The organism is Lonsdalea britannica (assembly GCF_002111595.1).
Taxonomy (GTDB): Bacteria; Pseudomonadota; Gammaproteobacteria; order Enterobacterales; family Enterobacteriaceae; genus Lonsdalea; species Lonsdalea britannica.
On record NZ_LUTN01000001.1, the window covers coordinates 246,951 to 272,615 of the forward strand.

Sequence of the window (25,665 nt, forward strand, 5' to 3'; positions counted from 1 at the left end):
TCGAAAGACGAGCCATACGGCAGACGGACATACCTGCTGGTCCCATTCAAGGAAAGCAAGGTTTGGACCGCATTCCGCCGTTATGCGTCCTGTCGATTTCCGAAGCGATTACCACAAGCAGGGAGTGACTATGACATCGACTAATCACCGTATCGTGCTGCAACGTCGTCCTGACGGCGCGCCCGAACTCGACCTCTTTCGACTGGAATCCGCGCCGAACCCGCAGCCTGCCGACGGACAGGTGCTGCTGAAAAACGACTTCCTTTCGCTCGACCCTTATATGCGCGGACGTATGAGCGATACGCCATCCTATGCGCCGCCGGTGGCGCTGGAGTCGGTGATGGTCGGCGCTACCGTCAGCCGGGTGATCGCCTCACGCCATCCAGACTTTAACGAGGGCGATCTTGTGTTGGGGATGGCGGCTGGCAGACCTATGCGCTGTTGGACGGCCGCGATATCAGCCTTATCGACGCGCGTATTCGGCATCCCTCCCTCGCTCTGAGCGTGCTGGGGATGCCTGGGTTTACCGCTTACCACGGGCTGCTGAAGATTGGCGAGCCGAAAGCGGGCGAAACCGTCGTCGTGGCGGCAGCGACGGGGGCCGTCGGTTCCGTCGTCGGGCAGATTGCCCGCCTAAAAGGCGCGCGAGCGGTCGGGGTGGCCGGTGGAGCAGCCAAGTGCCGCTATGCCGTCGAATCGCTTGGCTTTGATGCCTGTCTGGACCACCGCGCGGCCGATTTTAGTGACCAGTTGGCGGCAGCGACGCCCGACGGGATCGACGTCTATTACGAAAATGTCGGGGGCAAGGTATTTGACGCCGTCATGCCGCATCTTAACGTCGGCGCTCGCGTGCCGGTCTGTGGTTTGATCTCGCACTATAACGGCATTCATTCCACGACCGGGCCGGATCGGTTGCCTCAGACGATGATGGATGTGCTGACCCGACGCTGGCGAATCCAGGGGTTTATCATTTTGGATCACTATGCCGACGGTTGGGCGACTTTCCTGAATGACATGACGGGGTGGGTTAATGACGGGAAGGTGAAAATTCGCGAAGAGGTTGCCGATGGTTTGGAACAGGCGCCACAGGCCTTCCTGAATCTTCTGGCGGGTAAAAATTTCGGCAAGGTCGTGGTGCGTCTTAACGATCCGGCGTGAATCGTTGACGGCGCTTCGCGGGGTGATCAGGCGCGAGTGGGCAAGCAGCGACGGCGCTAAGCGGTCGGGTATCTTCCGGTTAAAACGCAGGAGCGCCGGGCGTGATTACCTTCATAGCGGACTGAAAAGGTTGTGAAAATCCGCTCCGGGTCAAGACGAAAACGTCTATCATTTCTCTGGGTTGTCCGCGTGGCGCTATGTGGGCCTCCGTGCGCACTGTGACGAAGACGAGCGCGGGCCGGATGACGGGATCACGCCCGCATGACAGGAACAGATCAATGAGGATTGGGATGAAATACGTAATGGGGCTATGGCAACCGCTGGCCGCCTGCCTTTTTGTCGCCTTTGCGGCGTCGAATGCGTCGGCCGCCGAGCTGCCGGTCGTCCAGCCGGTGGTCTCTTGCGAGCAACTGGGGGCGATGGCGTTTTCCAATGCGGTCGGGGGAAAAGTGACCCTTCATTCGGCCACCCTGACGAAAACCGAGAAGGGGAACTTCTGCCAAATATCAGCGACCATTGCGCCGTCCATCGGCGTAGAGATAGCGCTTCCGGCTGAGCACTGGACACAGCGTTTTCTGCAGGTCGGCTGCGGCGGTCTGTGCGGCAATATTAATCTGCGCCTATCCAACGCCAACGGCTGCGTTCCCGCCGTGAACGGCGAGTTTGTAGTCGCCGCGACGGATATGGGACATCAGGGCAGCATGATGGATGCCTCCTGGGCGGAAGATCCTCAGAAACGCATCGACTTCGCCTACCGCGCCAACCATCTGACGGCGGTGTTGGCTAAAGCGTTGGTGGCCGCATATTACGGCCAGCCGCAGCGCTATGCCTACTTCATGGGGTGTTCCGACGGCGGGCGCGAAGCCCTGATGGAAGCGCAGCGTTACCCGGAAGATTTCAACGGCATTTCGGCGGGTGCGCCGGCCGCGTTTTTCCAGTTCCAGAACTCGTTCTTCCATGGCTGGAACAGCGTAGCGAATCAGCGTCCGGACGGCACCGCGATCCTGTTGCAGGATCGTCTGGCCATTCTGCATAAGGCGGTGCTGAAACACTGTCCGACGCTGTCCGGCGTTAACGATGGCCTGCTGCAAAATCCGTATGCCTGCTCGTTTTCGGCGAACTGGGTCAAGCGATGCGCTGAAAAGCAGACCGACAAATCGAACTGTCTGACGCAGGATGAGATTGAGGTCGCCCGAAAACTGTATACGGGAGCGGGCGACGTCTCAGGGAATCGCTTCGTGCTCGGCGGCCTGCCGATAGGTTCCGAACTGCGCTGGCCTGTTCCGGCTAAAGCGACGGAACGCGGCATATCGGAATCGATGGTGCTGCCAGCCCTACAGTCGGTGCTGCTGCCCGGCAAGCAGCCGATCAGCAAAATGAGTGATTTTCCGCTTAATCGCAGAAATTTCGATGCGGTAGCGCAGCTCGCGCCGTTGTATAACGCGGCCAATACCAACCTGCGTCCCTTTATGCAGCACGGCGGAAAACTGATTATGTGGCATGGTCTGGCGGACGATTCGGTGAGCCCGGCATTCTCGCTGGCCTACTACCGGGGCGTAAATACCACGTTGGGCAAAGCCTCTGTCGATACGTTTATGCGCCTGTTCCTGCTACCCGGTGTCGGCCATTGCGGTAACGGAGAAGGCTATGACCAGATGGACCTGCTGACGCCGCTGATGGCCTGGACGGAGCGGGGCGAAGCGCCGAAGTGGATCGTGACCGGTAAAGCCGCGCAGGCGAAAAGCCCGATGCCGCCTGCGGCCGCATCGGCGAAAGGGGAGTCGGCGGCGGAAGTGCGGTTCCACGGCGTACAGCAGAAAAGCTCGCCGATCGCGTCGCCGGCCGTTGAGCTTAAGGCGACCCGTCCGGTTTATCCTTATCCTTACATCGCGCGTTACACCGGTCAGGGCGATCCTAACGACGCCAGTCACTACCGGCCGGTCATGTCGGAAGCCTTTTTCCGCGTGGCATTTGGTAATCCGGCTCGGTCATATATCGGCCCCGATAACCAGAAAAACTATGAGGCGAAAGACGGTAAGCTGGTCGTCAAATAAGCCCGCGATTGCTAAGTGCGTGATGACGTCGGACGGCGGCCGCCTTGTGTGGCCGCCGTCTTATTTTTCATGCTATAACCAGTGGTTCCACTCATTCAGAAGTCGGTGTCTCGCTATGATCACCATTCTCGGACGTGAAATTTCCATCAATGTACGTAAGGTGTTGTGGACCTGTCATGAACTCGGGCTGCCGTTTGAACACGAGCCTTGGGGACAAGGGACATTATCGCTGTCCTCTCCTGAGTTTCTCGCCATCAATCCTAATGGCATGATCCCGGTGTTGATAGATGAAGACCATGTGCTGGGACAGTCGAATACCCTTTGCCGCTATTTGGCCAACGCCTATGGCGGAGAGGCGCTCCTTCCTGCCGCCCCGGCGGCGCGTGCGCAGGTTGAGATGTGGATGGACTGGCAGGCGACGGAATTAAATAACGCCTGGGTCTATGCCTATATGGGGCTGGTGCGAAAAAGCGCCGCGCACACTAACCCCCAGGCCATTGAGGCCAGTATTCAGCTGTGGAATCAACGCATGACGCTGCTGGATGGGGTACTGGAAAGCACCGGCGCGTTCGTTTGCGGTTCCCGCTTTACGCTGGCGGACATCGTGTTGGGGCTTTCGACGCATCGTTGGTATTCGACGCCGTTCCCTAAGCCCGAACTGCCTGCCGTGGCGCGTTTTTACCAGACGCTGTGCGAACGCCCCGGTTTTGTTCTCTACGGTAATAATGGCGCGCCTGAGCGACGAGATTAAAGATCCTCGTTGAGACGGCGCTGAAAGCGTGCGCCCCGCGTTACGCCATGACCCGCATCGGCGAGCCGTCCAGCCAGGCCAGCAGGTTTTGCACGGTCTCCTCGTAGAAAATACGGTAGGTGTGGTGGGTGACGAAGCCGATGTGGGGCGTCGCGATTACGTTGTTCAACGTGCGAAAGGGGTGATCGTCCGGCAACGGTTCGGTGGAGAAAACGTCGAGCGCGGCGCCGGCAATCGTCCGTCGTGATAACGCCGCGATCAACGCGCCTTCATCGACTAGCGGCCCGCGCGCTGTGTTAATTAACCACGCGGTGGGTTTCATTAATGCCAGATCGGACGCGCCGACAATGCCGCGCGTGCGATCCGACAGCACCAGATGCAGCGAGAGCCAGTCGGATTCACGCAACAGCGTGGTTTTATCGACCGGAGTGACGCCCGCGGCCTGCGCGGCCTCCGGCGTCAGGTTCTGGCTCCATGCGATGACCTTCATGCCGAAGGCCCGGCCAATGGCGGCGACCCGAGCCCCGATTTTTCCCAGTCCGAGAATACCGAGCGTGCTGCCCTCCAAGTCCGCCCCTACGTCTACTTGCCAACCTCCGGATCGCAGCGACGCGCATTCGGCGGGCAGGTGTCGGGCAGCCGCCAGCAGCAACGCCCATGTAAGTTCCGGCGCACCGTTGCCGCGCCCTTGGGTGGCGCTGACCGTGATGCCCTGAGCGCGCGCTGCCGCGACATCGATAGACGCATTGCGGGCGGACGTCGAGGCAATGAATTTGAGGTTAGGCAACTGGGCGAGCAGGCTGGCCGTCAGCGGCGTTCTCTCGCGCATCACGCAGAGGGCGTCGAAAGGGCGCAGTCGGGCAACCAGCGCAGACTCGTCGGACAGATGATCGCAAAACACGTCGATGCTTGCCCGAGACTGCACGGCGGACCAGTCTGCACAGGACAGTGCAATGCCCTGATAATCATCAATAATCGCTATCTTTATCATGCTCATGGCTCCTTCTGGAGGCTAGCGCCAATGGACGCCGCTATCAAAGAGTGCGCGCGTCCTTCATGCCTTTTTCAGTGAATGCGATGCTTAAATCAGCGCTCTCTTAATGTCAGTAATATGAACGCCGCGTGAACACTTCCCCTTCGCGGACGTCAGCCGGTCAGCGGTTCAGGATCTGCAACAGGGCGCGGTTGAAACGTTCAGGCTCTTCCATCTGCGGCGCGTGTCCCAGACCGGCAAACTCCACCAGATCACCTTTCGGGATCCGTTTTACCGTGGCTTTGCCGAGCTGGTCGTAATGGCCCAGCTTCGCTTTGACCGCCGCGGGGGCGATATCGCTGCCGATGGCGGTGGTGTCCGCCGTCCCGATGATGAGCGTGGTCGGCATCTGCAACGCGGAAAATTCATAGACGACCGGCTGAGTGAAAATCATGTCGTAGATTAACGCGGAGTTCCAGGCGACGCGCTGGTGTCCGGGGCCTTGATTCAATCCGGCCAGCATGTCGACCCAACGGTCGTAGGCGGGTTTCCAGCGCCCGACGTAATAGGTGTTCAGTTCATAGTTGCGGATACTGGCCGCGGAGGTCTTTAATTCGCGCTCATACCACTGATCGGGCGTGCGGTAGGGGACGCCGAGGGCTTTCCAGTCTTCCAGACCGATAGGATTCACCAGCACCAGCTTTTGCACCGCGTCGGGATACATCAGGGCATAACGCGTCGCCAGCATCCCGCCGGTCGAGTGGCCGACCACCATCGCGTGATGAATGCCGAGACTCTGCAGCAGCGCATGAGTATTGGCGGCTAACTGTTGAAAACTGTACTGATAGCGTTCGGGTTTGGTGGAGGTGCAAAAACCAATCTGGTCGGGGGCAATTACCCGGTAGCCTTGCCGACTCAACGCCTTGATCGCATCGTCCCAGGTCGCGGCGCAGAAGTTTTTTCCGTGCAGGAACACGGCGGTTTTGCCGTTGGCGGGGCCTTGCGGGGCGACATCCATATAGCCCATTTCCAGCGGAACGCCCTGAGAGGTAAAGGCGAAGTGGCGCAGCGGATAAGGGTAGGTGAACCCTTCAAGCTGCGGACCATAGACCGGGGCGGCGAGGGCGGATTGCGCGCCACAGAATGACACCGCCAGCGTGAAAAACAGACGTTTGACGACTCGAGACATGATTGACCTTTCCGATGAATTGTCCTTCAAGAACCTTAGCATGATTTCTTTTTTCACCGCGGCACAACGTTTCGCATTCACTACTGTTCCAGAAATGAGCGGTAAGGAATGGGACTGTGACGCACCGGCAACAATCAGGCAAATCCGCCATTGGCGCGAACGACTTGAACGTTGATCCAACCTCTATCCTCACCGGATGGAAACGCCATCACGCGGGCAATGTCTTGGCCGATACCGTGGGAAGCGCCGGTCACGCGAGCCGTTTTACCTGCGTTGGCGGAAGGTTTGTTCATGGTGATTCTCCCCTAACGTCGATGGGGCGTGTGCGCTGCATGAACGGCGAATGAGGCTGGGCACACGACTCAATGGGTTGTTTTATGAGCAACTATTGGCCGCTGCCTGCCGAGAACGAACCGGATGACTCTGAATTTATCCTTTTTGACGTAGGCCAGCGATCGTCGCGGCATCGCCGAAAAACGAAGGCGTCTCGAGTGTAAATAATTAAAAATAAATGAAATTTTAGGTCAATATAGGTCAGCGGCCGCATCCTTCGCCGCGAAGGCGGAACCGTCGCAGGCCAATATTATTTTTCGCTTTAACCTTTCTACGGCATCGCGACGTCTACACTTTTAACGTTGTGCGTTGACGAAATTACCCGGCGTTTTCGGGAAAGCTCTTTCATCAGACTATCAATTAAAAGAGAAGACTATGGATGACCAACATTCTGATTCATCAGGAACTAAAGAACTCTCCCGTGCAGAAGTCGTCAGACAGAGGATCTTTTTCGTCGTGCTGGTCGCGACGATGGGCGCATTGGCGTTTGGTTATGACACGGGGATTATTTCAGGCGCATTACCTTATATGTCTGCCCCTACGGCAGACGGGGGCTTGGGGTTAACGTCTTTCACCGAAGGACTGGTCGCCTCTTCACTGGTGTTTGGTGCTGCGGTAGGTTCCTTCCTTAGCGGATTTTTCTCCGATAAGTTTGGCCGTCGTATCACGCTGCGCAGCCTTGCGGTGTTGTTTGTCGCCGGTTCACTGGGGACCGCGCTGGCACCTTCTGTCACCTCAATGGTCGTGATGCGCTTTCTGCTGGGACTGGCCGTGGGGGGCGGATCGTCGACCGTGCCGGTGTTCATCGCGGAAATCGCCGGACCGAAACTGAGAGCGCCGCTTGTCAGCCGTAATGAGCTGATGATTGTGACGGGGCAGCTCGTCGCCTATGTGGTCAGCGCCGCGCTCAGCTATCTGTTGAATGAAGGGCACATGTGGCGGTATATGCTGGCTATCGCGATGGTGCCTGGCGTGCTGCTTTTCGTCGGTACGTTCTTCGTGCCCGTCTCGCCGCACTGGCTGGTGTCGGAAGGGCGCCACAGTGAAGCGAAAGAGGTGCTGAAGGAGCTTCGCGAGACGCCGCGTGAAGTCCGTAAAGAGTTGAAGGAGATGCGTGAACAGGCCCGGGAAGCGGCGCGTGGGCCTGAAGTCGGCGAACTGCTGCGTGAAAAGTGGGTCTTGAGGCTGTTGGTGATCGGCATCGGACTCGGCTTTGCGCTCCAGTTTACCGGGGTGAATGCGTTCATGTACTACACCCCGATTATCCTGAAATCCACCGGTCTCGGCACCACGGCGGCCATTACCGCGACCATTGGGAACGGGGTGGTATCTGTGATTGCCTCCCTGGCGGGGATTTGGGCCGTCACCCGTTTCGCGCGACGTCGGATGTTAATGACGGGCTTCATCTTCGTCATCGCCGCGCAGGTGTCGCTGGGCGCCGTGCTGACGTTCTTGCCCGCCGATCTGACGCAAAGTTACATCGCCCTGCTGTGTATTCTGGTGTTCCTGTTCTTTATGCAGATGTTTATCGCGCCGGTGTACTGGCTGCTGATGTCTGAGCTGTTCCCCATGCAGCTGCGCGGCCGACTGACCGGGACCGCCATTTCAGTACAGTGGATTTTCAATGCGCTGGTTGCGCTGAGCTTCCCGCCGGTGATGGCGTTTGCCGGGAGTAAAACTTTTTTCATCTTCGCGGTGATTAACGTGTGTTCTTTGCTGTTTATCGCGTTGATGGTGCCGGAAACGCGCGGAAAAAGCCTGGAGCAGATCGAATCACATATGCGCCATAAATACGGTGAAGATAGCGATAGCGAGACGCAGGCTGACTAATGTACGGCGAGGCGTCACACCGCTTCGCTGCGTAATACCCACGGGATGAACGGTCAGTCTCAGCCGTGAGGGGATCTTGTCAGGGATGACGAGCTCCCCTGTTCATCGTGACGGCTCCTGCCGCGTCGGGGCAATATCTTTCTTCCTTGAGTCATTGCCGTTTACCCGCCCAACACCTCCCATTTTTGTCCTTTCTGATTGATGCCGTGCTGTCCGTTAGGCCGACGCGCTTTAATCTCATCAACCTAAACCGCGGCACCGCCCGCAAGGTGCCTGTCGCGTCGCTGCAACATCGACGGAATACTTCAATGCTTCTCGGGCTTTCTGACGGACGTGAGTGCATCACGCCCATTATCACGACATCATCAAAATATAGGTTTACACCTATATAGCATTCAACCTATAGTGATGAGGAGGTCGTGTGTGGGTCATTGAAACAACAGAAACATTTGACGTTTGGTTTTGTTCGTTATGCGATATCGACCGGGCCTGCGTACTTGCGGCGCTCATGGTGTTGCGGGAAAAGGGACCGATGTTGCCAAGACCCTACGTCGATACAGTCAAACGTTCCCGCTACAGCAATATGAAAGAGCTGAGAGTGCAAAGCCGGGGGGATCCCATACGCGCTTTTTTCGCCTTTGACCCGCGCCGTACCGGTATTCTGCTGTGTGCAGGCAATAAGGCTGGTCATGAAAAGCGCTTTTACGATGAGATGATCCCGCTGGCCGATCGAGAATTCACGAAGTATCTCAATCAATTAAATAAGAAGGAGTAACGCTATGGGTAGAACGCTGGAACAGCTTATCGCGGATGAAAAACCGGAAGTCGTCGCGGATGCGCAGACCATCGCCGCGGATATGCTGCTCAATATTCACCTCGCGGAACTGCGCGAGAAAGTACAGAAAACGCAGGTAGAAATGGCGCAGGCGCTGGGACTGAAACAGCCGACCGTCGCGGGGATGGAGAAACGAGGCCGGGACTTGAAGCTGTCTACGCTTAAACGCTATGTCGAGGCAACCGGCGGCAAGCTGCGGCTTGATGTCGAACTGCCGGACGGCTCGCACTACGGTTTTGTGCTTTAAGCGGTGCATGTCACCGCTTCACCATTTTGTTGCATGGGCGTCAAACCGTGCTTAACCCATGGATTTCATTAAAAAACCGCTTTTCGTCCATCCTCTATCAAGCAATCAAGCAATCAAGCAATCAAGCAATCAAGCAATCAAGCAATCAAGTTAGAGGCGCGCGCTCCCAGTGGCGATGTTGCCTTCCCTCAGTAGTGCTGCCGCATTCATCGCGTTCCTGCGTGAATGTCACGCGCCCTGTCTACCGGCTTCATTCTGGTGCGACACTTCCCTCTTGCGCACCAAGAGAGTCTCTCCGACGTCGTTGTTTATATTGCTCACTATCGTTCCAATTATGAATAAAACTATGTATTTCAGTGGATTAAATAAAATCCATTATTTTTATGTGGTTTTGGAATGCCCTTTGCTTAGTGTTTGGTACACACGTTTCTTTTGATGTGGTTGTATCGAACGGATGTGCCAAATGGGCGAATGCCACATCATTAAACGTCAGGTATCACGTTGGCAGGGGGAAGGATGAATAACGCGTTATCTGTACCAGATAAACATCCCAGCACGTTGATGGAGCTGCAAACCGCGATCCGTCTCATATACGGCAACTTATCTCCGGCGGAAAGGAAGCTGGTGGATGTCATTCTGGATCATCAGCATCACCTTGCCAGCTATAGCGCCACCGAGCTGGCTCAGCTGGCGGGCGTTTCCAAATCCACCGCTGCGCGCGTGTTCCGTCGCCTTGGCTTTCAGGATTTCAATCAGTTCCGCATGAAATGCCGCGAGATTGAACCTATGGGCTATTCGCCGCTAAGCAATCTCGAGCAGCGTACGTCGCACCCGAAGACGCTGCGTGAACGGCTGGATGCCCATATCGAGCGCGAGCGCAAAAACCTCAAAGGCATGCAGCAAGACAGCGTGTCGGTAGCGCTGGAGCGTGCGGTCACGCTGATAAGCGGCGCGCGTCGCGTCTGGGTACTCGGCTTTCGCAACAGCTTTGCGACGGCGTTTTACGCGCAGTCGCTGTTTTCTCACATGTTGAGCGATGTGCAGCTGGTCAACGATCCGGCCGCCAGATTTGCCGACGTGCTGGCGGATATCCGCCCCACGGACGTGCTGTTCGTCGTGGACTTCCCCCGGCAGGTGCAACTGCTTGCGCCGTTGGTCAGCGTGGCGAAGCGCTATCAGGCTCGCATCGTCGTGCTGAGCAACACGCTGGTTTCTGATGTCTGTGCGCTGGCCGATGTCGTGATCCCCTGCGCCGCAAAGCACGGCGATATTTTTGATTCCTACACCACCGCCATCAGCATGGTGAATTTCATCGGCAACGAACTGGCCGCCTGTTGTTCCGACAGGGCAAGCCAACGCATGCAGCGCATGGAAGATATCCATCGACAGATTGGCGATCTGTACTCACAGGATCCACCCTCGACGGTGGTCCACAAACGTCGGGGTTAGTCCTGTTACCCATTGATTTTCCAGCTTGAGGACATGCGTGATGTTGATATCCCTCTTTGCAAACGTGCACAAATGGGGTTGCTCGGCGCTACTGTGCCTGTCCGTCGTGGCTTCACCGGCCTATGCGGCAGACCCCGTCAAAGTGAAATTCTCGCTCGACTGGCGTTTCGAAGGCCCTTCGGCCCCGTTTTTGATGGCGAAAGCAAGGGCTATTTCAGTCAAGAAGGGTTGGACGTACAGATCGACTCTGGTAACGGCTCTGCGGGTGCCGTCACTCGGGTCGCGACCGGGGCTTATGATATGGCCTTTGCCGATATCAACGCCTTGATCGAGCAAGAGTCCCAGCATCTCGGTACGGGCGTTAAGGGCATTTACATGGTGTATAACGCCACGCCCGCCGCCGTCTTTTTGCTCAAAAGCGCTGGCGTGACGACCCCTGCTGCGTTAGCCGGCAAAACTATCGCCGCCCCGGTGTTCGATGCCGCACGCAAGTCCTGGCCGGTCTTTGCGCAAAAAAACGGGTTAAGCAAGGATGCCGTCACCTGGCAGTCCGCCGACCCTACCGTGACCGCCAATCTGCTGGTGCGTAAGAGCGTTGATGCCATTGCGGGGTTCTCTTTTACCAATCTGTTGAATCTGGAAGCTCGCGGCGTCAAGGCGGACGATCTGGTGGTTTTCCCCTATGCGCAATATGGCGTCGACCTCTACGGCAACACCCTCATCGCCAGCAAAACGATGCTGGAAAAGCATCCTGACACCCTCAAAGCCTTCCTGCGCGCCTTCAACAAAGCGGTGCAGGAAACGCTGGCCGATCCCGTCAGCGCCGCCCGCTTCGTGAAAGAACAGGATGCGTTGATCGATCTGCCGCTGGAAACGCGTCGCCTGCAACTGGCGTTTGGGCAACGGGTCGTCACCCCGGAAACCCGCAAGAACGGCTTGGGTGATGTGGATACCGAACGCCTGAACCGTTCCATCAGCGATGTGGTTGCCGCGTTCGCATTGAAAAATACCCCAACGGCAGATGCGGTATTCACGCGGGCGTTATTGCCGGAACGCGCAGAGCGTTCCGTGCGGTAAATCGAAAGGCGGCCTGATTCAGGGGAGAACATCTATGAGTTTCGTGAAATTCGACAATGTCAGTCTGGCCTATCAGCACAGCCAAGCGCTGGCGATTGAAGAGATTAACTTCAGCATTGATGAAAATGAGTTTGTGGCGCTTGTCGGCCCTTCCGGCTGTGGCAAATCGACGTTCATGAAGTTGACCTCAGGGCTGATTTCACCCAGCAAGGGCTACGTCTTCGTTAACCAGCGGGAAGTGGCGGGGCCGCAGAAATGCGTCGGCATGGCGTTTCAGGCTTCGAACCTGTTGCCTTGGCGCACCACGTTGGAAAACGTCATGTTGCCGATGGAAATCGTCGAACCCTACCGTTCAACCCGACATGCAAAAAAGCGGGAATACGAAGCGCAGGCGCGCGCCTTGCTCAAACGCGTCGGGCTGGAAGGGTATGAGGACAAATTTCCGTGGCAGCTGTCCGGCGGAATGCAGCAGCGGGCCTCCATTTGTCGCGCGCTAATCCACAAGCCGCGTTTGCTGATGCTGGACGAACCGTTCGGCGCGCTGGACGCGTTCACCCGTGAAGAGCTTTGGTGCATGGTGCGTGATCTGTGGCAGGACGCGCCTTTCACGGTGGTGCTGGTCACTCACGATCTGCGCGAAGCGGTTTTTTTGGCGGATACCGTCTACGTCATGAGCGCGCGACCCGGCCGCATTATCGCCCGTAGGGAGATCGATCTCCCGCGCCCGCGCGATCTGCAAATCGCCTACACCGATGATTTCTCTCGCTATGTGCTCGAACTGCGCGAGCACATCGCTGCACAACACCACGCATAACGGGAGGCCTATCGTGATACCGCGACACACGTTAATCAAACTGGCCCCTTGGGCGCTGCTGCTGTTCATCGGGGGCGTCTGGCAGGCGGTGGTGGTCGGACTGAATGTTCCGAGCTACCTGTTTCCTTCGGTGAGCGACGTGTACCGCTCATTGATTGCCGACTGGCGCCCCATCGCCGCCCACTCTTTACAGACCCTGTACACCACGATGGTGGGATTTGTGCTGGCGGTGGTCTTCGGTGTGGTCTTGGGCGTGGCCGTGGGAGCCTCCACATTGGTCTACAAATCGATATATCCCTTGTTGGTCGGATTTAACGCGATTCCCAAGGTGGCCTTTGTGCCGGTGCTGGTGGTGTGGTTCGGTATTGGCACTCTACCCGCCATCGTCACCGCGTTTTTGATCTCATTTTTCCCGGTGGTGGTCAACGTTGCCACCGGGCTGGCCACCGTGGAGCCGGAGATGGAAGACGTGCTGCGTTCGCTGGGCGCTTCCCGCCTCGACATCCTTAAAAAGGTCGGCTTGCCCCGGTCACTGCCGTATTTCTTCGCTTCATTAAAAGTGGCGATCACGCTGGCTTTTGTCGGTTCGGTGATCTCAGAAACGGTGGCCTCCAATCTGGGGATTGGCTACCTGATGATGGCGGCTAGCTCCAACATGAATATGGGGCTGGTATTTGCCGGGTTAATCGTCATTGGCGCGATGGGGGTCGTGATGTACGAACTTTTCGCTCTGATTGAGAAGCGCATGACGCATTGGGCGCATCGGTGATGCAGCTCGGTCAACAGAAGGGAGAAGGTGGGGTGATGACGAGCGAATTACAGGTTAACGGCGAACGCCTGCTGGCGTCGCTGAATGCGTTGGGCGAGATAGGCGCCTGCCGCAGGGCGGGGTGTGCCGACTGGCGCTCAGCGATGAAGACAAACAGGGGCGGGATTGGACCGTCGCGCGGATGCAGGCGCTGGGATTAGCGATTTCGGTCGACGCCATCGGCAATGTCGTGGGCGTCTATCCCGGACTCATCGATGCGCCGCCGGTCATGATTGGCTCGCATATCGATACCGTGGCGACGGGCGGTTTGTATGACGGCAACTACGGCGTGCTGTCCGGGCTGGAGGTCATCGCCACGTTAAAAGAGAACGGCCTGCGTTTACGTCGACCGGTGGCGGTGGCGTTCTTCACCAATGAGGAGGGCGCGCGTTTTCAACCCGACATGATGGGCAGTCTGGTGTATCAGGGCGGACTCGCGTTGGAAACCGCGCTGGCCACGCGCGGTATCGATGGCGTGACCGTGGGCGAAGCGTTGCGGCGCATTGGCTACGACGGCACGGGCTCCGTGGGAGAAAACCGCGTCGACAGCTATTTCGAACTGCACATCGAGCAAGGACCGGTGCTGGATGAAGCGGGGATCAGTATCGGCGTGGTTGAGGGCGTTCAGGGCATCTCCTGGACTGAATTCCAACTGCAAGGCGTCTCCAACCATGCGGGCACCACGCCGATGCGTTTACGGCGGGATGCCGGCTATGTCGCGGCGCAGATCGATGTGTTTGCCCGCCAGCTGGCGCAAACTCTGGGCGGCGATCAGGTGGCGACGGTCGGCCATGCGGTGTTCAGCCCGAATCTGGTCAACGTGATCCCTGACAAGGTGACGCTGACGGTGGATCTACGCAACACGGATGCCGAAGCCCTGCGCGAGGCGGAACAGCGCCTGTGGGCGTTTGCCGAGCAGGCGGCGGAAGACGAAGGGATCGCGCTGCGGCGTCAATCGCTGGCCCGTTTCGAACCCACGCCGTTTGCGCCGGAAATGGTGGCGCTGGTTGAGGCGCAGGCACGTAAACGCGGCCTGGCGTTCCACCGCATGCCGAGCGGCGCGGGGCACGATGCGCAGATTATGGCGGAGATGTGTCCTGCGGGAATGATTTTTGTCCCGAGCGTGGCGGGATTAAGCCACAACACGCAGGAGTTTACGGCACCGAAGGATTTGATTGCGGGTGCGAACGTGCTGCTGGGCGCGGTCGTCCAGCGCGCCGATCGCGTCTGATCCCGCATGTTTTAGAGGAGAAAGTACCCATGGGGCGTTATGTCAATGTCGCTATCGGCCAGTTAGGGCCGGTCAACAAAGTGGATTCCCGTGCCGCCGTGGTGGCGCGTCTGATGAACCTGATGCGGGAAGCCCATCAGCTGGGCGCGGATCTGATTGTCTATCCCGAGCTGGCGCTCACCACTTTCTTTCCGCGCTGGTACATCGAAGACGAAGCGCAGCTGGACGCGTGGTGTGAAACCGCGATGCCGGGAAGTGAGACTCTGCCGCTGTTCGAACTGGCGAGGACATTACAGGTGGGATTTTGTCTGGGCTATGCCGAGCTGAGCCGGGAACAAGGAGAAAAGAAACGCTTCAATACATCGATTCTGGTAGATAAAAGCGGCGAAATTGTCGGGAAATACCACAAAGTTCACCTGCCGGGACACCGTGAGCATGAGCCTGGCGCGCGTTCCAGCATCTGGAAAAGCGCTATTTCACGCCCGGCTGTGAATTTCCGGTGTTTGACGCCTTTGACGGTCGGTTCGGCATGGCGATCTGCAACGATCGTCGCTGGTGCGAAACCTATCGCGTAATGGGGCTACAGGGGGTGGAAATGGTGCTGATTGGCTACAACACGCCGGTACACAACGCGCCCGCGCCGGAACACGACGACCTGTCGCTGTTCCATAACCAACTGTCTATGCAGGCTGGGGCTTATCAGAACGGAACCTGGGTCGTCGGCGTGGCCAAGGCGGGAACGGAAGAGGGGGTCGATCACATCGGCGGCAGCTGCATTATCGCGCCCTCGGGCGAAGTGGTCGCCCGCTGTGTCACCAAAGGCGACGAAGTGGCCATCGCCCGCTGCGATCTCGATTTCTGTCAGATCTACAAACGCACCACCTTCAATTTCGATTTGCATCGTCAGCCTCAGGCTTACGGCCCAATCACCACGATCAAAGGCGAAGCGCTGCTGGCTGACGGCAGTCCGCGTCACCCATGAGGTAACCATGGAAGAAACAAAAGACGGATGGGATATGCAGACCGTGGGCCGCGAAGTCCCTCGCGTTGACGGTCTGGGCAAAGTGAAAGGCAGCGCGGTGTATGGGGACGACATCGTCCTGAAAGAGATGCTGCACGGCGTATGCCGCTATGCCGATATCGCCGCGGGGCGGGTGGAAGAGGTTGACCTGAGCGCGGCCTTAGCGGTGCCGGGCGTCGTCAGGATCGCCACCTGGCGCGATGTGCCCGGTGAAAGCCATATCGGCGTGGTGATGGCGGATTACCCGCCGCTGGTCAAAGACAATATCGCTTTTCGCGGTGACGTGATTGCCGTGATTGCGGCCGAAAGCTACGAGGCGGCCTGCCTGGCGGCGGATAAGATCCGCGTGCGCTATACGCCGTTCGAGCCGATCACTGGCGTCGAGGAGGCGCTAAAGCCGGATGCGCGTTTAATCCACCCCGGCAGCGCCAGCAACGTGATTAATCATCACCATACGATCAAGGGCGATATCGACGCGGGCTTTGCCGCCTCCCGCCACATCTTTGAACGAGAATATGAGGTGGGATATCAGGAGCACGCCTACATTGAGCCGGAATCGATCATCGCCTGGCTCGATGATAACGAACAAATCATGACGCTCTCCGGGTCGGTACAGAACGCCCACCGCGTCCGGGGCTTTGTGGCGAAATATCTGGGGCTGCCGCAGTCTCGCGTGAATGTGAAACGCGCCGTGATCGGCGGCTCCTTCGGCGGAAAAGACGATATTATCGATCATCTGGCGTGCCGCGCGGCGCTGTTGAGCCAGCTGACGGGCCGACCGGTTAAATTTACCTACAACCGTGAACAGTCGATGCGGGAGAGCTACAAACGTCATCCCTACAAGATGAAATATAAAATCGGGCTGGATGACGAGGCGCGTATTCAGGCGATCAAGATCGATGTGCTGGCGGATGGCGGCAGCTATGCCGGGCAGACCCCGTTTGTGACCTGGCGCAGCTCGGTGCAGGCGGCCGGACCCTATCGTATTCCGAACGTGCGCGTCGATGTCACCGGCGTGTACACCAATAACAACTACACCTCGGCGTTTCGCGGCTTCGGCGCGCCGCAGGTCATTCTCGCCAATGAGTCGTTGATGGATGAGGTCGCGTCCCTGCTCGGGCTGTCGCCTCTGGCGCTGCGTCAGCGCAATATCCTGCAACAAGGGGACACCAGTATGGCGGGGCAGGTGTTCAGCGAACACACGGTTTCCGCCGAGGAAGTGCTGTCAAAAGCGGCGAATAGCGTCGATTTTATGGCGAAACGTGAGCATTACCGGAAGCTGAATACGCTAGGCGGCCCCGTCAAATACGGTATCGGGTTGGCGCTGAGCCACCGTGGATGCTCGCTGGGGGCCGAGGGGCTGGATGCCTCCTCCGCGCTGATACAGATCAATGCGGATGGCAGCGTTAACCTCTCTACCGCCGTCTCGGAAAATGGTCAGGGACTGCAAACGGTGATGTCGATGATTGCGGCGGAGGCCTTTGGACTGCCGCTGTCGTGGATCATGTTTACCGATCCCGCCACGGCGATGATCGCCGATGGCGGCTCCACGGTGGCGTCGCGCGGTACGTTAATGGGCGGGCAGGCGGTGCTCAACGCCGCCGACAAGCTCAAACAACGTATTGCGGAGGCGGTGGCGACGACGCTCGGGGCCTCCGGCGTCGATGCGCTGATGTGGCGCGATGGCAAGGTGTTCAACCGTGCGGATCTGAGTCGCCATATGGATTTCGGTCAGGCGGTCACGCTGACCAAGGCCACCGGCGCCAATCTTTCCGCCTATGGCTGGCACGTCGCGCCTTCCATCCACTGGGATGAGGAAAAGGGCTGCGGCAGCCCCTATTTCACCTGGGTATACGGATGTCAGGTGGCGGATGTCGCCGTCGATACGCGCACCGGCAAAGTCACGCTGCTGGATATTACGGCGGTGCATGATGTGGGGAAAGTGATCAACCGCGTTGGGTTTGAAGGACAGGTCTACGGCGGCGTCGTGCAGGGAATGATCGGCTACGGCATGCTGGAGGATCTCAACATCGAAAACGGAGAGGTCAAATCGGAGAACTTCGATACCTATCTGCTGCCGACGATCCGCGATATCCCCAACATCAACGTCATTGCGGTGGAAAATCACGACAAGGCGGGGCCTTACGGGGCCAAAGTAATTGGCGAGCCGGTGCTGGAGCTGGGCGGGGCGGCGCTCAACAATGCGGTCAGTTTCGCCGTGGGCCGCTGGAATCGCACGCTGCCGCTGACGCTGGAACAGGTGCGTCTGGGGTATAACCTGAAAAAACCGGCGCGTCAGAGCGAAGTTCAGGCGCATGACGGGGAGCATAAACAGGTGCTGCGGCTCAACACGCTGCAGGTCAGTCAGCCGTCGGATCTGGAGCACGCGTTGTCGCTTTTGGCGCAGGAGGGCGCGCAGGCGCTGGCGGGCGGCACCGACGTGTTGGTGCAGGCGCGACTGAAAACGACGCCGGTGCGTCTGGTCAATATCTCCGGACTGCGCGAACTGCGCGGTATCGCCGAAGAGGGCGATGGCGTCAGCATCGGCGCGGGCACCTGCTTTACCGATCTGGTGGCTCACCCGCGCTTGATCCGCGATTACCCGCTGCTGGTGACCGCGTGCCGGACGGTGGGCTCGTTGCAGCTGCGCAATCGCGCGACGGTCGGGGGCAATATCGTCAATGCCGCGCCCTGTGCGGATTCCGTCCCCCCGCTCATGATTTATCAGGCGGACGTGGAGCTGCGATCCGCCGCTGAGCGCCGCCGGGTGCCGCTCGCCGCGTTTATCACCGGGGGTTACCGAACCCAGCTTCGCCCCGGCGAACTGCTCACTCGCATCATCCTGCCGCGCCCTCCCGAGGGCGAGCTGCGGCCGTTTTATCTGCAACTCGGGCGTCGGACCGCCGTCAATATCACCCGCCAAAGTCTGACGGCGTTGTTCCGTCTGGATGCCCGTGGGCGAATCGACCTGTGTCGTTTAGTGGATGGCGCGGTATTGGGGCAGCCTCAGCGGCTGACGGCGGTAGAGCAGGCGCTGTTGGGGCATCCGCCAACGCCTGCGGTCATCGATCGCGCGGCGGCGGCGCTGGAAGCGCTGGTAACGCAGGCCATCGGCGGCCGCTGGTCGGCGCCGTACAAAATCCCGGTTTATCTCGATATGTTTCGACAGGTCATGTCGGAACTGGCAGCGCAGGAGTAGGACATGATGGATGTGGAAATGAAAATTAACGGTATTCGGGTGCAGGCGAGCGTCGACGACAATACCCGCCTGCTGGACTACCTGCGGGACGACCGCCGCCTGACCGGGACGAAGGAAGGCTGCTCGGTCGGCGAGTGCGGCGCGTGTTCGGTCATCATGAACGGGCGGGCGGTGTGCTCTTGCCTGCTGTTGGTCGCTCAGTGCGACGGCGCGGAGATCACGACGGTGGAGGCACTGCACCGCGACCCGGTGGGGGTCAAACTGCAACAGGCCTTTGTCCGTCACGGCGGCGTACAGTGCGGCTTTTGCACGCCCGGCGTATTGATTAGCGCCAAGGCGCTGCTGGATGCCAATCCGCAGCCGAACGACGAAGAGATCCGCGAGGCGCTGGAGGGCAACCTGTGCCGCTGCACCGGTTACCAACCCATTCTGACCTCCATCAAAGCCGTGTTGGCCCAGTAGTTCCGCTGGAGTGAATGCGATGAAACCCAAGGTTTGCGTGATGCTGGCGGCGGGACTGTCCAGCCGCATGGGGCAGTGGAAAATGATGCTGCCCTGGGAAAACGGAACGGTGCTGGACGGCGCGCTCGGCGCGGCGCTGTCTTTCTGCGATCGCGTGGTGCTGGTGACCGGCTTTCGCGGCACGGAGCTGAACTGGCGCTATGGCGGCCATTCGCGCATCACCCTGCGCCATAACGAAGGCTTCACGCAGGGGATGTTTTCTTCCATTCGCTGTGGCGTGGAAGCGATTGACGAGGGCTATTTCTTTCTGGCTTTGGGGGATATGCCTGCGGTCAGCGGCGCGGTCTACCGTGCGCTGTGGCGACAGCGGGACGCCACCTGTCTGGTGCCGGAATATGCGCACGGGAAAGGACACCCGGTGCTGTTGCCGCCCGCCATGCGCGAAGCGGTGCTGGCGGCGGACGACGAGACCTCAATGAAGACGCTGATCGCGCGTCACGGTCAACGGCGGGTGCCGGTGGCGGACGGCGCGATCCATTGGGATATGGATACGCCGGAACAGTACCAGCAGCTGCTTCTGCGGCGTTAATCCGTGGGCGGGCTAGCGAATATCGCCAAGCCCGTATTTTTTGATTTTCCGATACAGCGTCGCCATGCTGATATCCAATGCTTGCGCCAGCTGCTTTTTACTGATGCCGCGACGCAACGCGTCTTCAATACGCTGATGCTCCCACTGTTTGAGGCTTGGCGGCGTGGCGGCGGGATCATCGTAGGCTGGCGCGGCGCCAACGGCAGACGGTGCCGCTGCCGCGCGATGAAAGTGGGGCGGCAGCAGCGTCGGATCAATCACCTCGCCATCGGGCACGATATTCACCAGATACTCCACCAAATTACTTAATTCGCGCACATTGCCCGGCCAGCGGTAGTGTCTCAGCAAGGCCATGACTTCCCGACTGACGCCAGGGTAGGTACGGCCCATTCGTCGGGTATGCAGATTGAGAAAATGGTGCACCAGCAGCTCGATATCCTCCGTCCGTTCCCGTAACGGCGGGATCTCTACCGGTATCACCTTCAGGCGATAATAGAGATCTTCCCGGAATCGGCCGTCATCGATCGCCTGCGCTAAATTCTGATGGGTAGCGGAAATAATACGGATATCCACGGACACCGGCTTAGCCGCCCCCAACGGCATGACCTCGCGCGTCTCCAGCACCCGCAACAGTTTGGCCTGCAAGGTGAGCGGCATATCGCCGATTTCGTCCAGAAACAGCGTGCCGCGATGAGCCGACTGGATCAGCCCGGCCTTACCGTTGGGCGCCGCGCCGGTGAACGCGCCTTTGACATAGCCGAACAGTTCGCTTTCCAGCAGATGTTCCGGGATCGCCGCGCAGTTAATGGCAATAAAAGGGTGCTTGCCGCGTCGGCCCATCTGATGAATCGAGCGGGCCAACATCTCTTTGCCGCTGCCGCTCTCTCCGGTGATCATGATGCTGGAGGGGCTGTCGGCAAAGCGGGCGATATGCTGTTTCAGGGTCTGAATCACCGGCGCGTGTCCAATGAACTGGCCGATACGCGGTTCGCTGTCCATTTCTTCCAATGGCGCGGGACGTTCTGACTGGTGAAAGGCAAACAGAAACAGCTGGAGTCGGTTGCCGCTATGGTGCTGTCCGATCACCACTTCCTGTCGGGCCGCAAAGGTGATGACGTGCTGGGCATTGCCGTTGGCGAAATCTTTGCTGGCGACCAACGGGCGTATGGACACCGGGGTTTTGGCCAGCGTTTCCAAAGGGGTATTGAGCAGCGTCAGCGCGTTCTGATTAGCGAAGGTCATCATCCCGTGCTCATCCAGCACCAAAATGCCCTGATCCATACTGTTGATGAGCGTGGTGAACAGCACATCCATGTCAGGGTGGGCCGTTGGACTTTTGGTCAGGTTAGCCATGAGCAGTGAGGAGACATGGCGAACGTAGTCTGAAAATACGCCGACGTTGTCCTGTAAGCGCTGCTGTTGTTCCGGTGTGATCGCCGCGAGGCTGATCACGCCGAGACAGGCGCCGTCGTGCATCATCGGCATCCCCAGAAAAGCCAATTCGCCGCACTGGTCGAGCTGGCCGCAGCGCTGGCAGAGAGGATCGTGCTGCGACTGAGTGACCACCTTCTCTTTCTTATGTTGAATCACGTATTGCAGCAGCCGGGTGTGCTCCGAGGGGAGGCCGATCCGCGAACTGTATGGGCCGGTTCCCGCTACGCGCAGCAACCGGTTATCGACGATTTCAACTTCAAGCCGCAAAACCTGACCGAGCATCTGCGTGAAATGCTTGATCGTGGGTTGAATATGCATCAGTGACAGGGCTTGGCTCGTCATGGGTACGCTCTTGTTCAATTAAATTCAGGCTCGCCGGAACAGTCGCTGCCGTACGGCGTTTCTCATTTTGAGAATGCGCGTCATCCTTGCGCTGTCTTGATAAGGCGTGAAAACACCCACGTAGGCAGAGAAAATCGGGGAACAACGTCATAAACGCTCACGCCAGGCGGCGTGATAACGCCTGTTTTCTCAATTTTGATTATTCGACATCGCGGTGACGGCTGCAACTACAAACTGGCACAGATATTGAACCTATCCCGGTGAATAATTGTTTTCAACATCATCAGGATACCGACATGTCTACGTTTTCATTACGAATGCATATCGCCGATAACGCCCACTTTAATCCGCAGGGCGCGGCGCTGTTTAGCCGGGAACAGGCGGAACAGGCGCGGGCTTTTCATCAGCGGATGCCGGGCTATACCCCGACGCCGTTGTACTCACTGGACGCCTTCGCCGAGGCGCTTGGCGTGGGGCGGGTGTGGGTAAAAGACGAGTCTCAGCGCTTCGGCCTGAATGCGTTTAAAATCCTCGGCGGCGCGTATGCGATAGCCCGTTGCATCTGCGAAAAATATCAGCTGACGCTGGCGGATTTTTCATTTGAGTCGGGGCGGACGGCGCTCCCGGAACGCCTCACCTTCGCCACGACGACGGATGGCAATCACGGCCGCGGCATCGCGTGGGCGGCCAAAGCGCTGGGACAACACGCGGTTGTTTACATGCCGAAAGGCGCGTCCGCTGAACGCGTGGCCCACATCACCGGGCTGGGGGCGGAGTGCATCGTGACCGACATGAATTATGACGATACCGTCCGGCTGACCATGCAAACCGCGCAGGAAAAGGGGTGGGAAGTGGTGCAGGACACCGCCTGGCCGGGGTATGAGAAGATCCCCGCGTGGATTATGCAAGGCTATGGCACGCTGGCGGTGGAGGCGGTAGAACAGATCGCCGGGCGGCAATGGCCTGCGCCGACGCACGTCTTTTTGCAGGCGGGCGTAGGGGCGATGGCGGCGGGGGTGCTGGACCATTTGGTCAACAGCTACGGCGCGGGGTCCCTGCATACGGTGATCGTCGAGCCAGAGCGGGCCGACTGCCTGTTTCGCTCTGCGCAGCATGGCGAGATCGTCGCCGTGGGCGGAGCGATGGACACCATGATGGTGGGGCTGGCCTGCGGCGAGCCGAATCCGCTGGGATGGCCGCGCCTGCGCGATTGTTCGCGTCAGTTTATCTCCTGCGAAGACCGGGTCACGGCGTTGGGGATGCGCGTCTTGGGCAACCCGTTGGGAAACGACGCGCGCATCGTGTCGGGAGAGTCCGGCGCCGTCGGCATGGGCGTACTGGCGGCGATATTACACAGTCCCCGGCGTGAAGCCTATTGGCGCAGCTGGGGCTGGATGCCTCTTCCCGCGTGCTGGTGATCAGTTCTGAAGGGGATACCGATCGTCAACACTATCGCGAAGTGGTCTGGGAAGGTCTGCCGGCGATGGGCTAATCCCACGGACAGCAACAGGAGAGCCTGATGAAACGGTTACTCAGGGGCGGCACGCTGATCGACCACGTAGGGCAATACCGCGAAGATCTGCTGATCGAGCGGGGGCGCATTGCGCAGCGAGGTCAGGATATCCCTATCACGCCGGAAATGGACGTCATCGACGTCACGGGCTGTCAGGTGATGCCGGGTGGCATTGATGTGCATACCCATTTCAATATTGATGTCGGTATCGGGCGCAGCTGCGACGATTTTTATGCTGGCACCCGCGCGGCGGCCTGTGGCGGCACGACGACGATTATCGATCACATGGGATTCGGGCCGCCGGGCTGTCGCCTGCATCACCAATTGGCGCTTTATCATGCCTACGCGGAGGGTCAGGCGACAATCGACTACAGCTTCCACGGCGTGGTGCAGCATGTGGACGACGCGATTCTGGCCGAAATGGTGTCGATGGTGGAGCAAGAAGGGATCAGCAGCTTCAAACTCTACCTGACTTACCAATACAAGCTGGACGATGCGGCGGTATTACGGGCGATGCAGCGCCTGCGTCAGCTGGGCGCGCTCACCACGGTACACCCCGAAAACGATGCGGCGATCCGCCTGCGTCGGGAGGCGCTGCTGCGACAGGGGAAAACGGCGCCCATCTATCACGCGTTGAGCCGTCCGGTCGCCTGCGAGGCGGAGGCGATAGCGCGCATGATCAATCTGGCGGCGCTGGCGGACAACGCGCCGCTCTATATCGTCCACCTGTCGAATGGATTGGGGCTGGACTACCTGCGGCTGGCCCAACGTCAACACCAATCCGTGTGGGCCGAAACCTGTCCGCAGTACCTGTTGTTGGACGAGCGGCGTTATCTGGAACCGGAGGGGCTGAAGTATATTCTCAGTCCGCCGCTGCGCGGTCAGGAAGAGCAGGCGGCGCTGTGGCAAGGGCTGGAAGACGGCAGTATTGCGACGGTCGCGACCGACCACTGCCATTTTTCGCTGAGCCAGCGTCATGCACTATCCCACGGGGATTTCAGCCGCTGCCCTAACGGGCTGCCGGGGGTGGAAAATCGGCTGGCGCTGCTTTACACCCACGGCGTGGCGACGGGGCGAATCAGCGCTGAGCGGTTTGTGGCGCTGACCAGCGCCCGTCCGGCGCAGCTCTTCGGACTCTGGCCGCAGAAGGGCAGTTTTATGCCTGATGCGGACGCCGATCTGGTGGTGTTTGATCCCCATCGCCGCGTGACGCTGCGTCATGAGGACATGCATGATGACGGCGACAACTCCCCTTACGAGGGGATGGCCTGCCAAGGGTGGCCGATCATGACGCTGAGTCGGGGAGAGATCGTCTGGCGGGACGGCGTTTTTTCCGGCCGCGCCGGGCATGGACGGTTTTTGCATCGTCAGCCATTTAGCGCGCCGCCGGTTGACGCGCTAGGTTGACACCACCGCCAGCGTGGTCGACTGCAACGGTGCCGCGCTGGCGCCGTTTTTCACCTGCAGAAGTTCCGCCAGTACGCTGATGGCGATCTCCTCCGGCGTTTCGGCGCCGATATCCAGCCCGATGGGCGAACGCAGCGCCGCCAGATCGGCGGCTGCGACGCCGCTTTTTTCCAGATCCGCGCGAAAAGTCTGGAGCTTGCGGCGGCTGGCCAGCAGCCCCAGATAACGGACCGGGCTGCCGAGCGTCTGTGTCAGCGCCTCTTTATCCTGATGATTGGTGGCAATGACCACATAGCAGTGGTCGTCCAGCGTCAACTGTCGGATACCGTCGGTAAAGCTGTCGGCGAGTAACCGACGGCTGGCCGTCGACAGATCGGGGTGTTCAAGATTATCCTGCCAGGTATCGACCAGCGTGATCTCGAAGCCAAGCGGGGCGGCGGCCACGGCGATAGCCCGGTTGACGTGCCCGGCACCGAGCAAGATCAGCTGCGGGCGACGAGGCTGAACCGCGATATGGACTTTCATCGCGCCGCCGCAGTCTGAACCGACCGCGCCTTCGCCCTGACGCGCCATGCGCCCGCTGAACAGGCGGGACGCCCCCTGCGCCAGGGCCTCTTTCGCCTCTTCCAGCACCAGCCGCTCCACCATTCCTCCGCCAATCGTACCGACGCAGTGGCCGTCTTCATCGACCAGCATGCTGGCGCTGTGGCGGGGCGTCGAGCCGCGGCTTTCCACGATTTGAATCCACGCAAAAGCGCGGTTGTTCTTTTCCAGTTCCGCTGCATGAGTAAAAAGGCGCATTCCGTACCTCGCGTAAGTCATGGGTGATGATCAGGTAATGCAAATTTTGTGCCCGTGACCTGAGCCTAAGGGTGAGCGGTGCGGCGGACAAAAAAGACGCTATAGCGCAGTGAGAAAGCCCGGCTCATTTTCTCAAAATGAGAAATTC

The 25,665-nt window shown here is 59.1% G+C and carries 20 protein-coding genes and 3 pseudogenes; 18 read left to right on the plus strand and 5 right to left on the minus strand.

Annotated elements, in window-relative coordinates; translation table 11 throughout:
- The first annotated feature begins 130 nt into the window (after positions 1–130).
- From AU509_RS01065 to AU509_RS01075, 3 genes and pseudogenes are all read left to right on the plus strand, one after another.
- A pseudogene (locus AU509_RS01065) lies at positions 131–1,158 on the plus strand (NADP-dependent oxidoreductase).
- Positions 1,159–1,448: 290 nt separating this feature from the next.
- The gene (locus AU509_RS01070; protein ID WP_094117434.1) at positions 1,449–3,212 is read left to right on the plus strand and encodes a tannase/feruloyl esterase family alpha/beta hydrolase; all 1,764 of its coding nucleotides are present in this window, start codon (positions 1,449–1,451) and stop codon (positions 3,210–3,212) included.
- Between the two features lie 115 nt (positions 3,213–3,327).
- Positions 3,328–3,963, plus strand: a complete 636-nt coding sequence (locus AU509_RS01075) for a glutathione S-transferase family protein (RefSeq protein ID WP_094117435.1) — start codon at positions 3,328–3,330, stop codon at positions 3,961–3,963.
- A 40-nt stretch (positions 3,964–4,003) separates the two neighbouring features.
- On the opposite strand, the gene AU509_RS01080 is transcribed toward AU509_RS01075, so the two are convergent.
- The 3 genes from AU509_RS01080 to AU509_RS18085 form a co-directional block, all read right to left on the minus strand.
- A complete protein-coding gene (locus AU509_RS01080) occupies positions 4,004–4,954 on the minus strand; it encodes a D-2-hydroxyacid dehydrogenase family protein (RefSeq protein WP_208640017.1) in 951 nt (316 codons plus the stop codon).
- Positions 4,955–5,117: 163 nt separating this feature from the next.
- Complete coding sequence (locus tag AU509_RS01085; protein ID WP_094117437.1) at positions 5,118–6,125, minus strand: alpha/beta fold hydrolase; 1,008 nt, start codon at positions 6,123–6,125, stop codon at positions 5,118–5,120.
- Between the two features lie 134 nt (positions 6,126–6,259).
- Positions 6,260–6,418, minus strand: a complete 159-nt coding sequence (locus AU509_RS18085; protein WP_176223437.1) for a hypothetical protein — start codon at positions 6,416–6,418, stop codon at positions 6,260–6,262.
- 415 nt (positions 6,419–6,833) lie between these two features.
- Here AU509_RS18085 and AU509_RS01090 point away from each other — a divergent pair, with 415 nt between their 5' ends.
- From AU509_RS01090 to AU509_RS01145, 13 genes and pseudogenes are all read left to right on the plus strand, one after another.
- A complete protein-coding gene (locus AU509_RS01090) occupies positions 6,834–8,288 on the plus strand; it encodes a sugar porter family MFS transporter (RefSeq protein ID WP_094117438.1) in 1,455 nt (484 codons plus the stop codon).
- 421 nt (positions 8,289–8,709) lie between these two features.
- The gene (locus AU509_RS01095) at positions 8,710–9,063 is read left to right on the plus strand and encodes a type II toxin-antitoxin system RelE/ParE family toxin (protein ID WP_085650943.1); all 354 of its coding nucleotides are present in this window, start codon (positions 8,710–8,712) and stop codon (positions 9,061–9,063) included.
- A gap of 4 nt (positions 9,064–9,067) precedes the next feature.
- Positions 9,068–9,370, plus strand: a complete 303-nt coding sequence (locus tag AU509_RS01100) for a helix-turn-helix domain-containing protein (protein ID WP_085650942.1) — start codon at positions 9,068–9,070, stop codon at positions 9,368–9,370.
- A 516-nt stretch (positions 9,371–9,886) separates the two neighbouring features.
- On the plus strand, positions 9,887–10,819 hold the full coding sequence (locus AU509_RS01105) for a MurR/RpiR family transcriptional regulator (RefSeq protein WP_085650941.1): 933 nt from the start codon (positions 9,887–9,889) through the stop codon (positions 10,817–10,819).
- A gap of 33 nt (positions 10,820–10,852) precedes the next feature.
- Complete coding sequence (locus tag AU509_RS01110; protein ID WP_217809642.1) at positions 10,853–11,896, plus strand: ABC transporter substrate-binding protein; 1,044 nt, start codon at positions 10,853–10,855, stop codon at positions 11,894–11,896.
- Positions 11,897–11,930: 34 nt separating this feature from the next.
- Entirely contained in the window at positions 11,931–12,710 is a 780-nt protein-coding gene (locus AU509_RS01115) for an ABC transporter ATP-binding protein (protein ID WP_094117439.1), read from the plus strand.
- Positions 12,711–12,723: 13 nt separating this feature from the next.
- Positions 12,724–13,479, plus strand: a complete 756-nt coding sequence (locus AU509_RS01120) for an ABC transporter permease (RefSeq protein WP_244200971.1) — start codon at positions 12,724–12,726, stop codon at positions 13,477–13,479.
- Between the two features lie 35 nt (positions 13,480–13,514).
- Positions 13,515–14,749, plus strand: a pseudogene (locus AU509_RS01125) (Zn-dependent hydrolase).
- Positions 14,750–14,778: 29 nt separating this feature from the next.
- Positions 14,779–15,324, plus strand: coding sequence for a nitrilase-related carbon-nitrogen hydrolase (locus AU509_RS18375; protein WP_254901492.1), 546 nt, complete (start codon positions 14,779–14,781; stop codon positions 15,322–15,324).
- The gene (locus AU509_RS18380) at positions 15,249–15,731 is read left to right on the plus strand and encodes a nitrilase-related carbon-nitrogen hydrolase (RefSeq protein ID WP_254901493.1); all 483 of its coding nucleotides are present in this window, start codon (positions 15,249–15,251) and stop codon (positions 15,729–15,731) included. Before AU509_RS18375 ends, AU509_RS18380 begins: the two co-directional genes overlap by 76 nt.
- Positions 15,732–15,738: 7 nt before the next feature.
- Positions 15,739–18,969, plus strand: a complete 3,231-nt coding sequence (locus tag AU509_RS01135; protein ID WP_100053490.1) for a molybdopterin cofactor-binding domain-containing protein — start codon at positions 15,739–15,741, stop codon at positions 18,967–18,969.
- 3 nt (positions 18,970–18,972) lie between these two features.
- The gene (locus AU509_RS01140) at positions 18,973–19,431 is read left to right on the plus strand and encodes a (2Fe-2S)-binding protein (protein ID WP_094117441.1); all 459 of its coding nucleotides are present in this window, start codon (positions 18,973–18,975) and stop codon (positions 19,429–19,431) included.
- Between the two features lie 19 nt (positions 19,432–19,450).
- The gene (locus AU509_RS01145) at positions 19,451–20,020 is read left to right on the plus strand and encodes an NTP transferase domain-containing protein (protein ID WP_094117442.1); all 570 of its coding nucleotides are present in this window, start codon (positions 19,451–19,453) and stop codon (positions 20,018–20,020) included.
- A gap of 12 nt (positions 20,021–20,032) precedes the next feature.
- Here the strand turns inward: AU509_RS01145 and AU509_RS01150 are convergent, their stop codons facing one another.
- Positions 20,033–21,796, minus strand: a complete 1,764-nt coding sequence (locus AU509_RS01150; protein ID WP_094117443.1) for a sigma 54-interacting transcriptional regulator — start codon at positions 21,794–21,796, stop codon at positions 20,033–20,035.
- Between the two features lie 296 nt (positions 21,797–22,092).
- Here AU509_RS01150 and dpaL point away from each other — a divergent pair.
- A pseudogene (gene dpaL, locus AU509_RS01155) lies at positions 22,093–23,288 on the plus strand (diaminopropionate ammonia-lyase).
- Positions 23,289–23,315: 27 nt separating this feature from the next.
- Positions 23,316–24,716, plus strand: coding sequence for a dihydropyrimidinase (hydA, locus tag AU509_RS01160; protein WP_094117444.1), 1,401 nt, complete (start codon positions 23,316–23,318; stop codon positions 24,714–24,716).
- Here the strand turns inward: hydA and AU509_RS01165 are convergent.
- Positions 24,708–25,517: an XdhC family protein gene (locus AU509_RS01165; RefSeq protein WP_094117445.1), complete on the minus strand. Its 810-nt coding sequence runs from the start codon at positions 25,515–25,517 to the stop codon at positions 24,708–24,710. The genes hydA and AU509_RS01165 overlap by 9 nt on opposite strands.
- Positions 25,518–25,665: the final 148 nt, after the last annotated feature.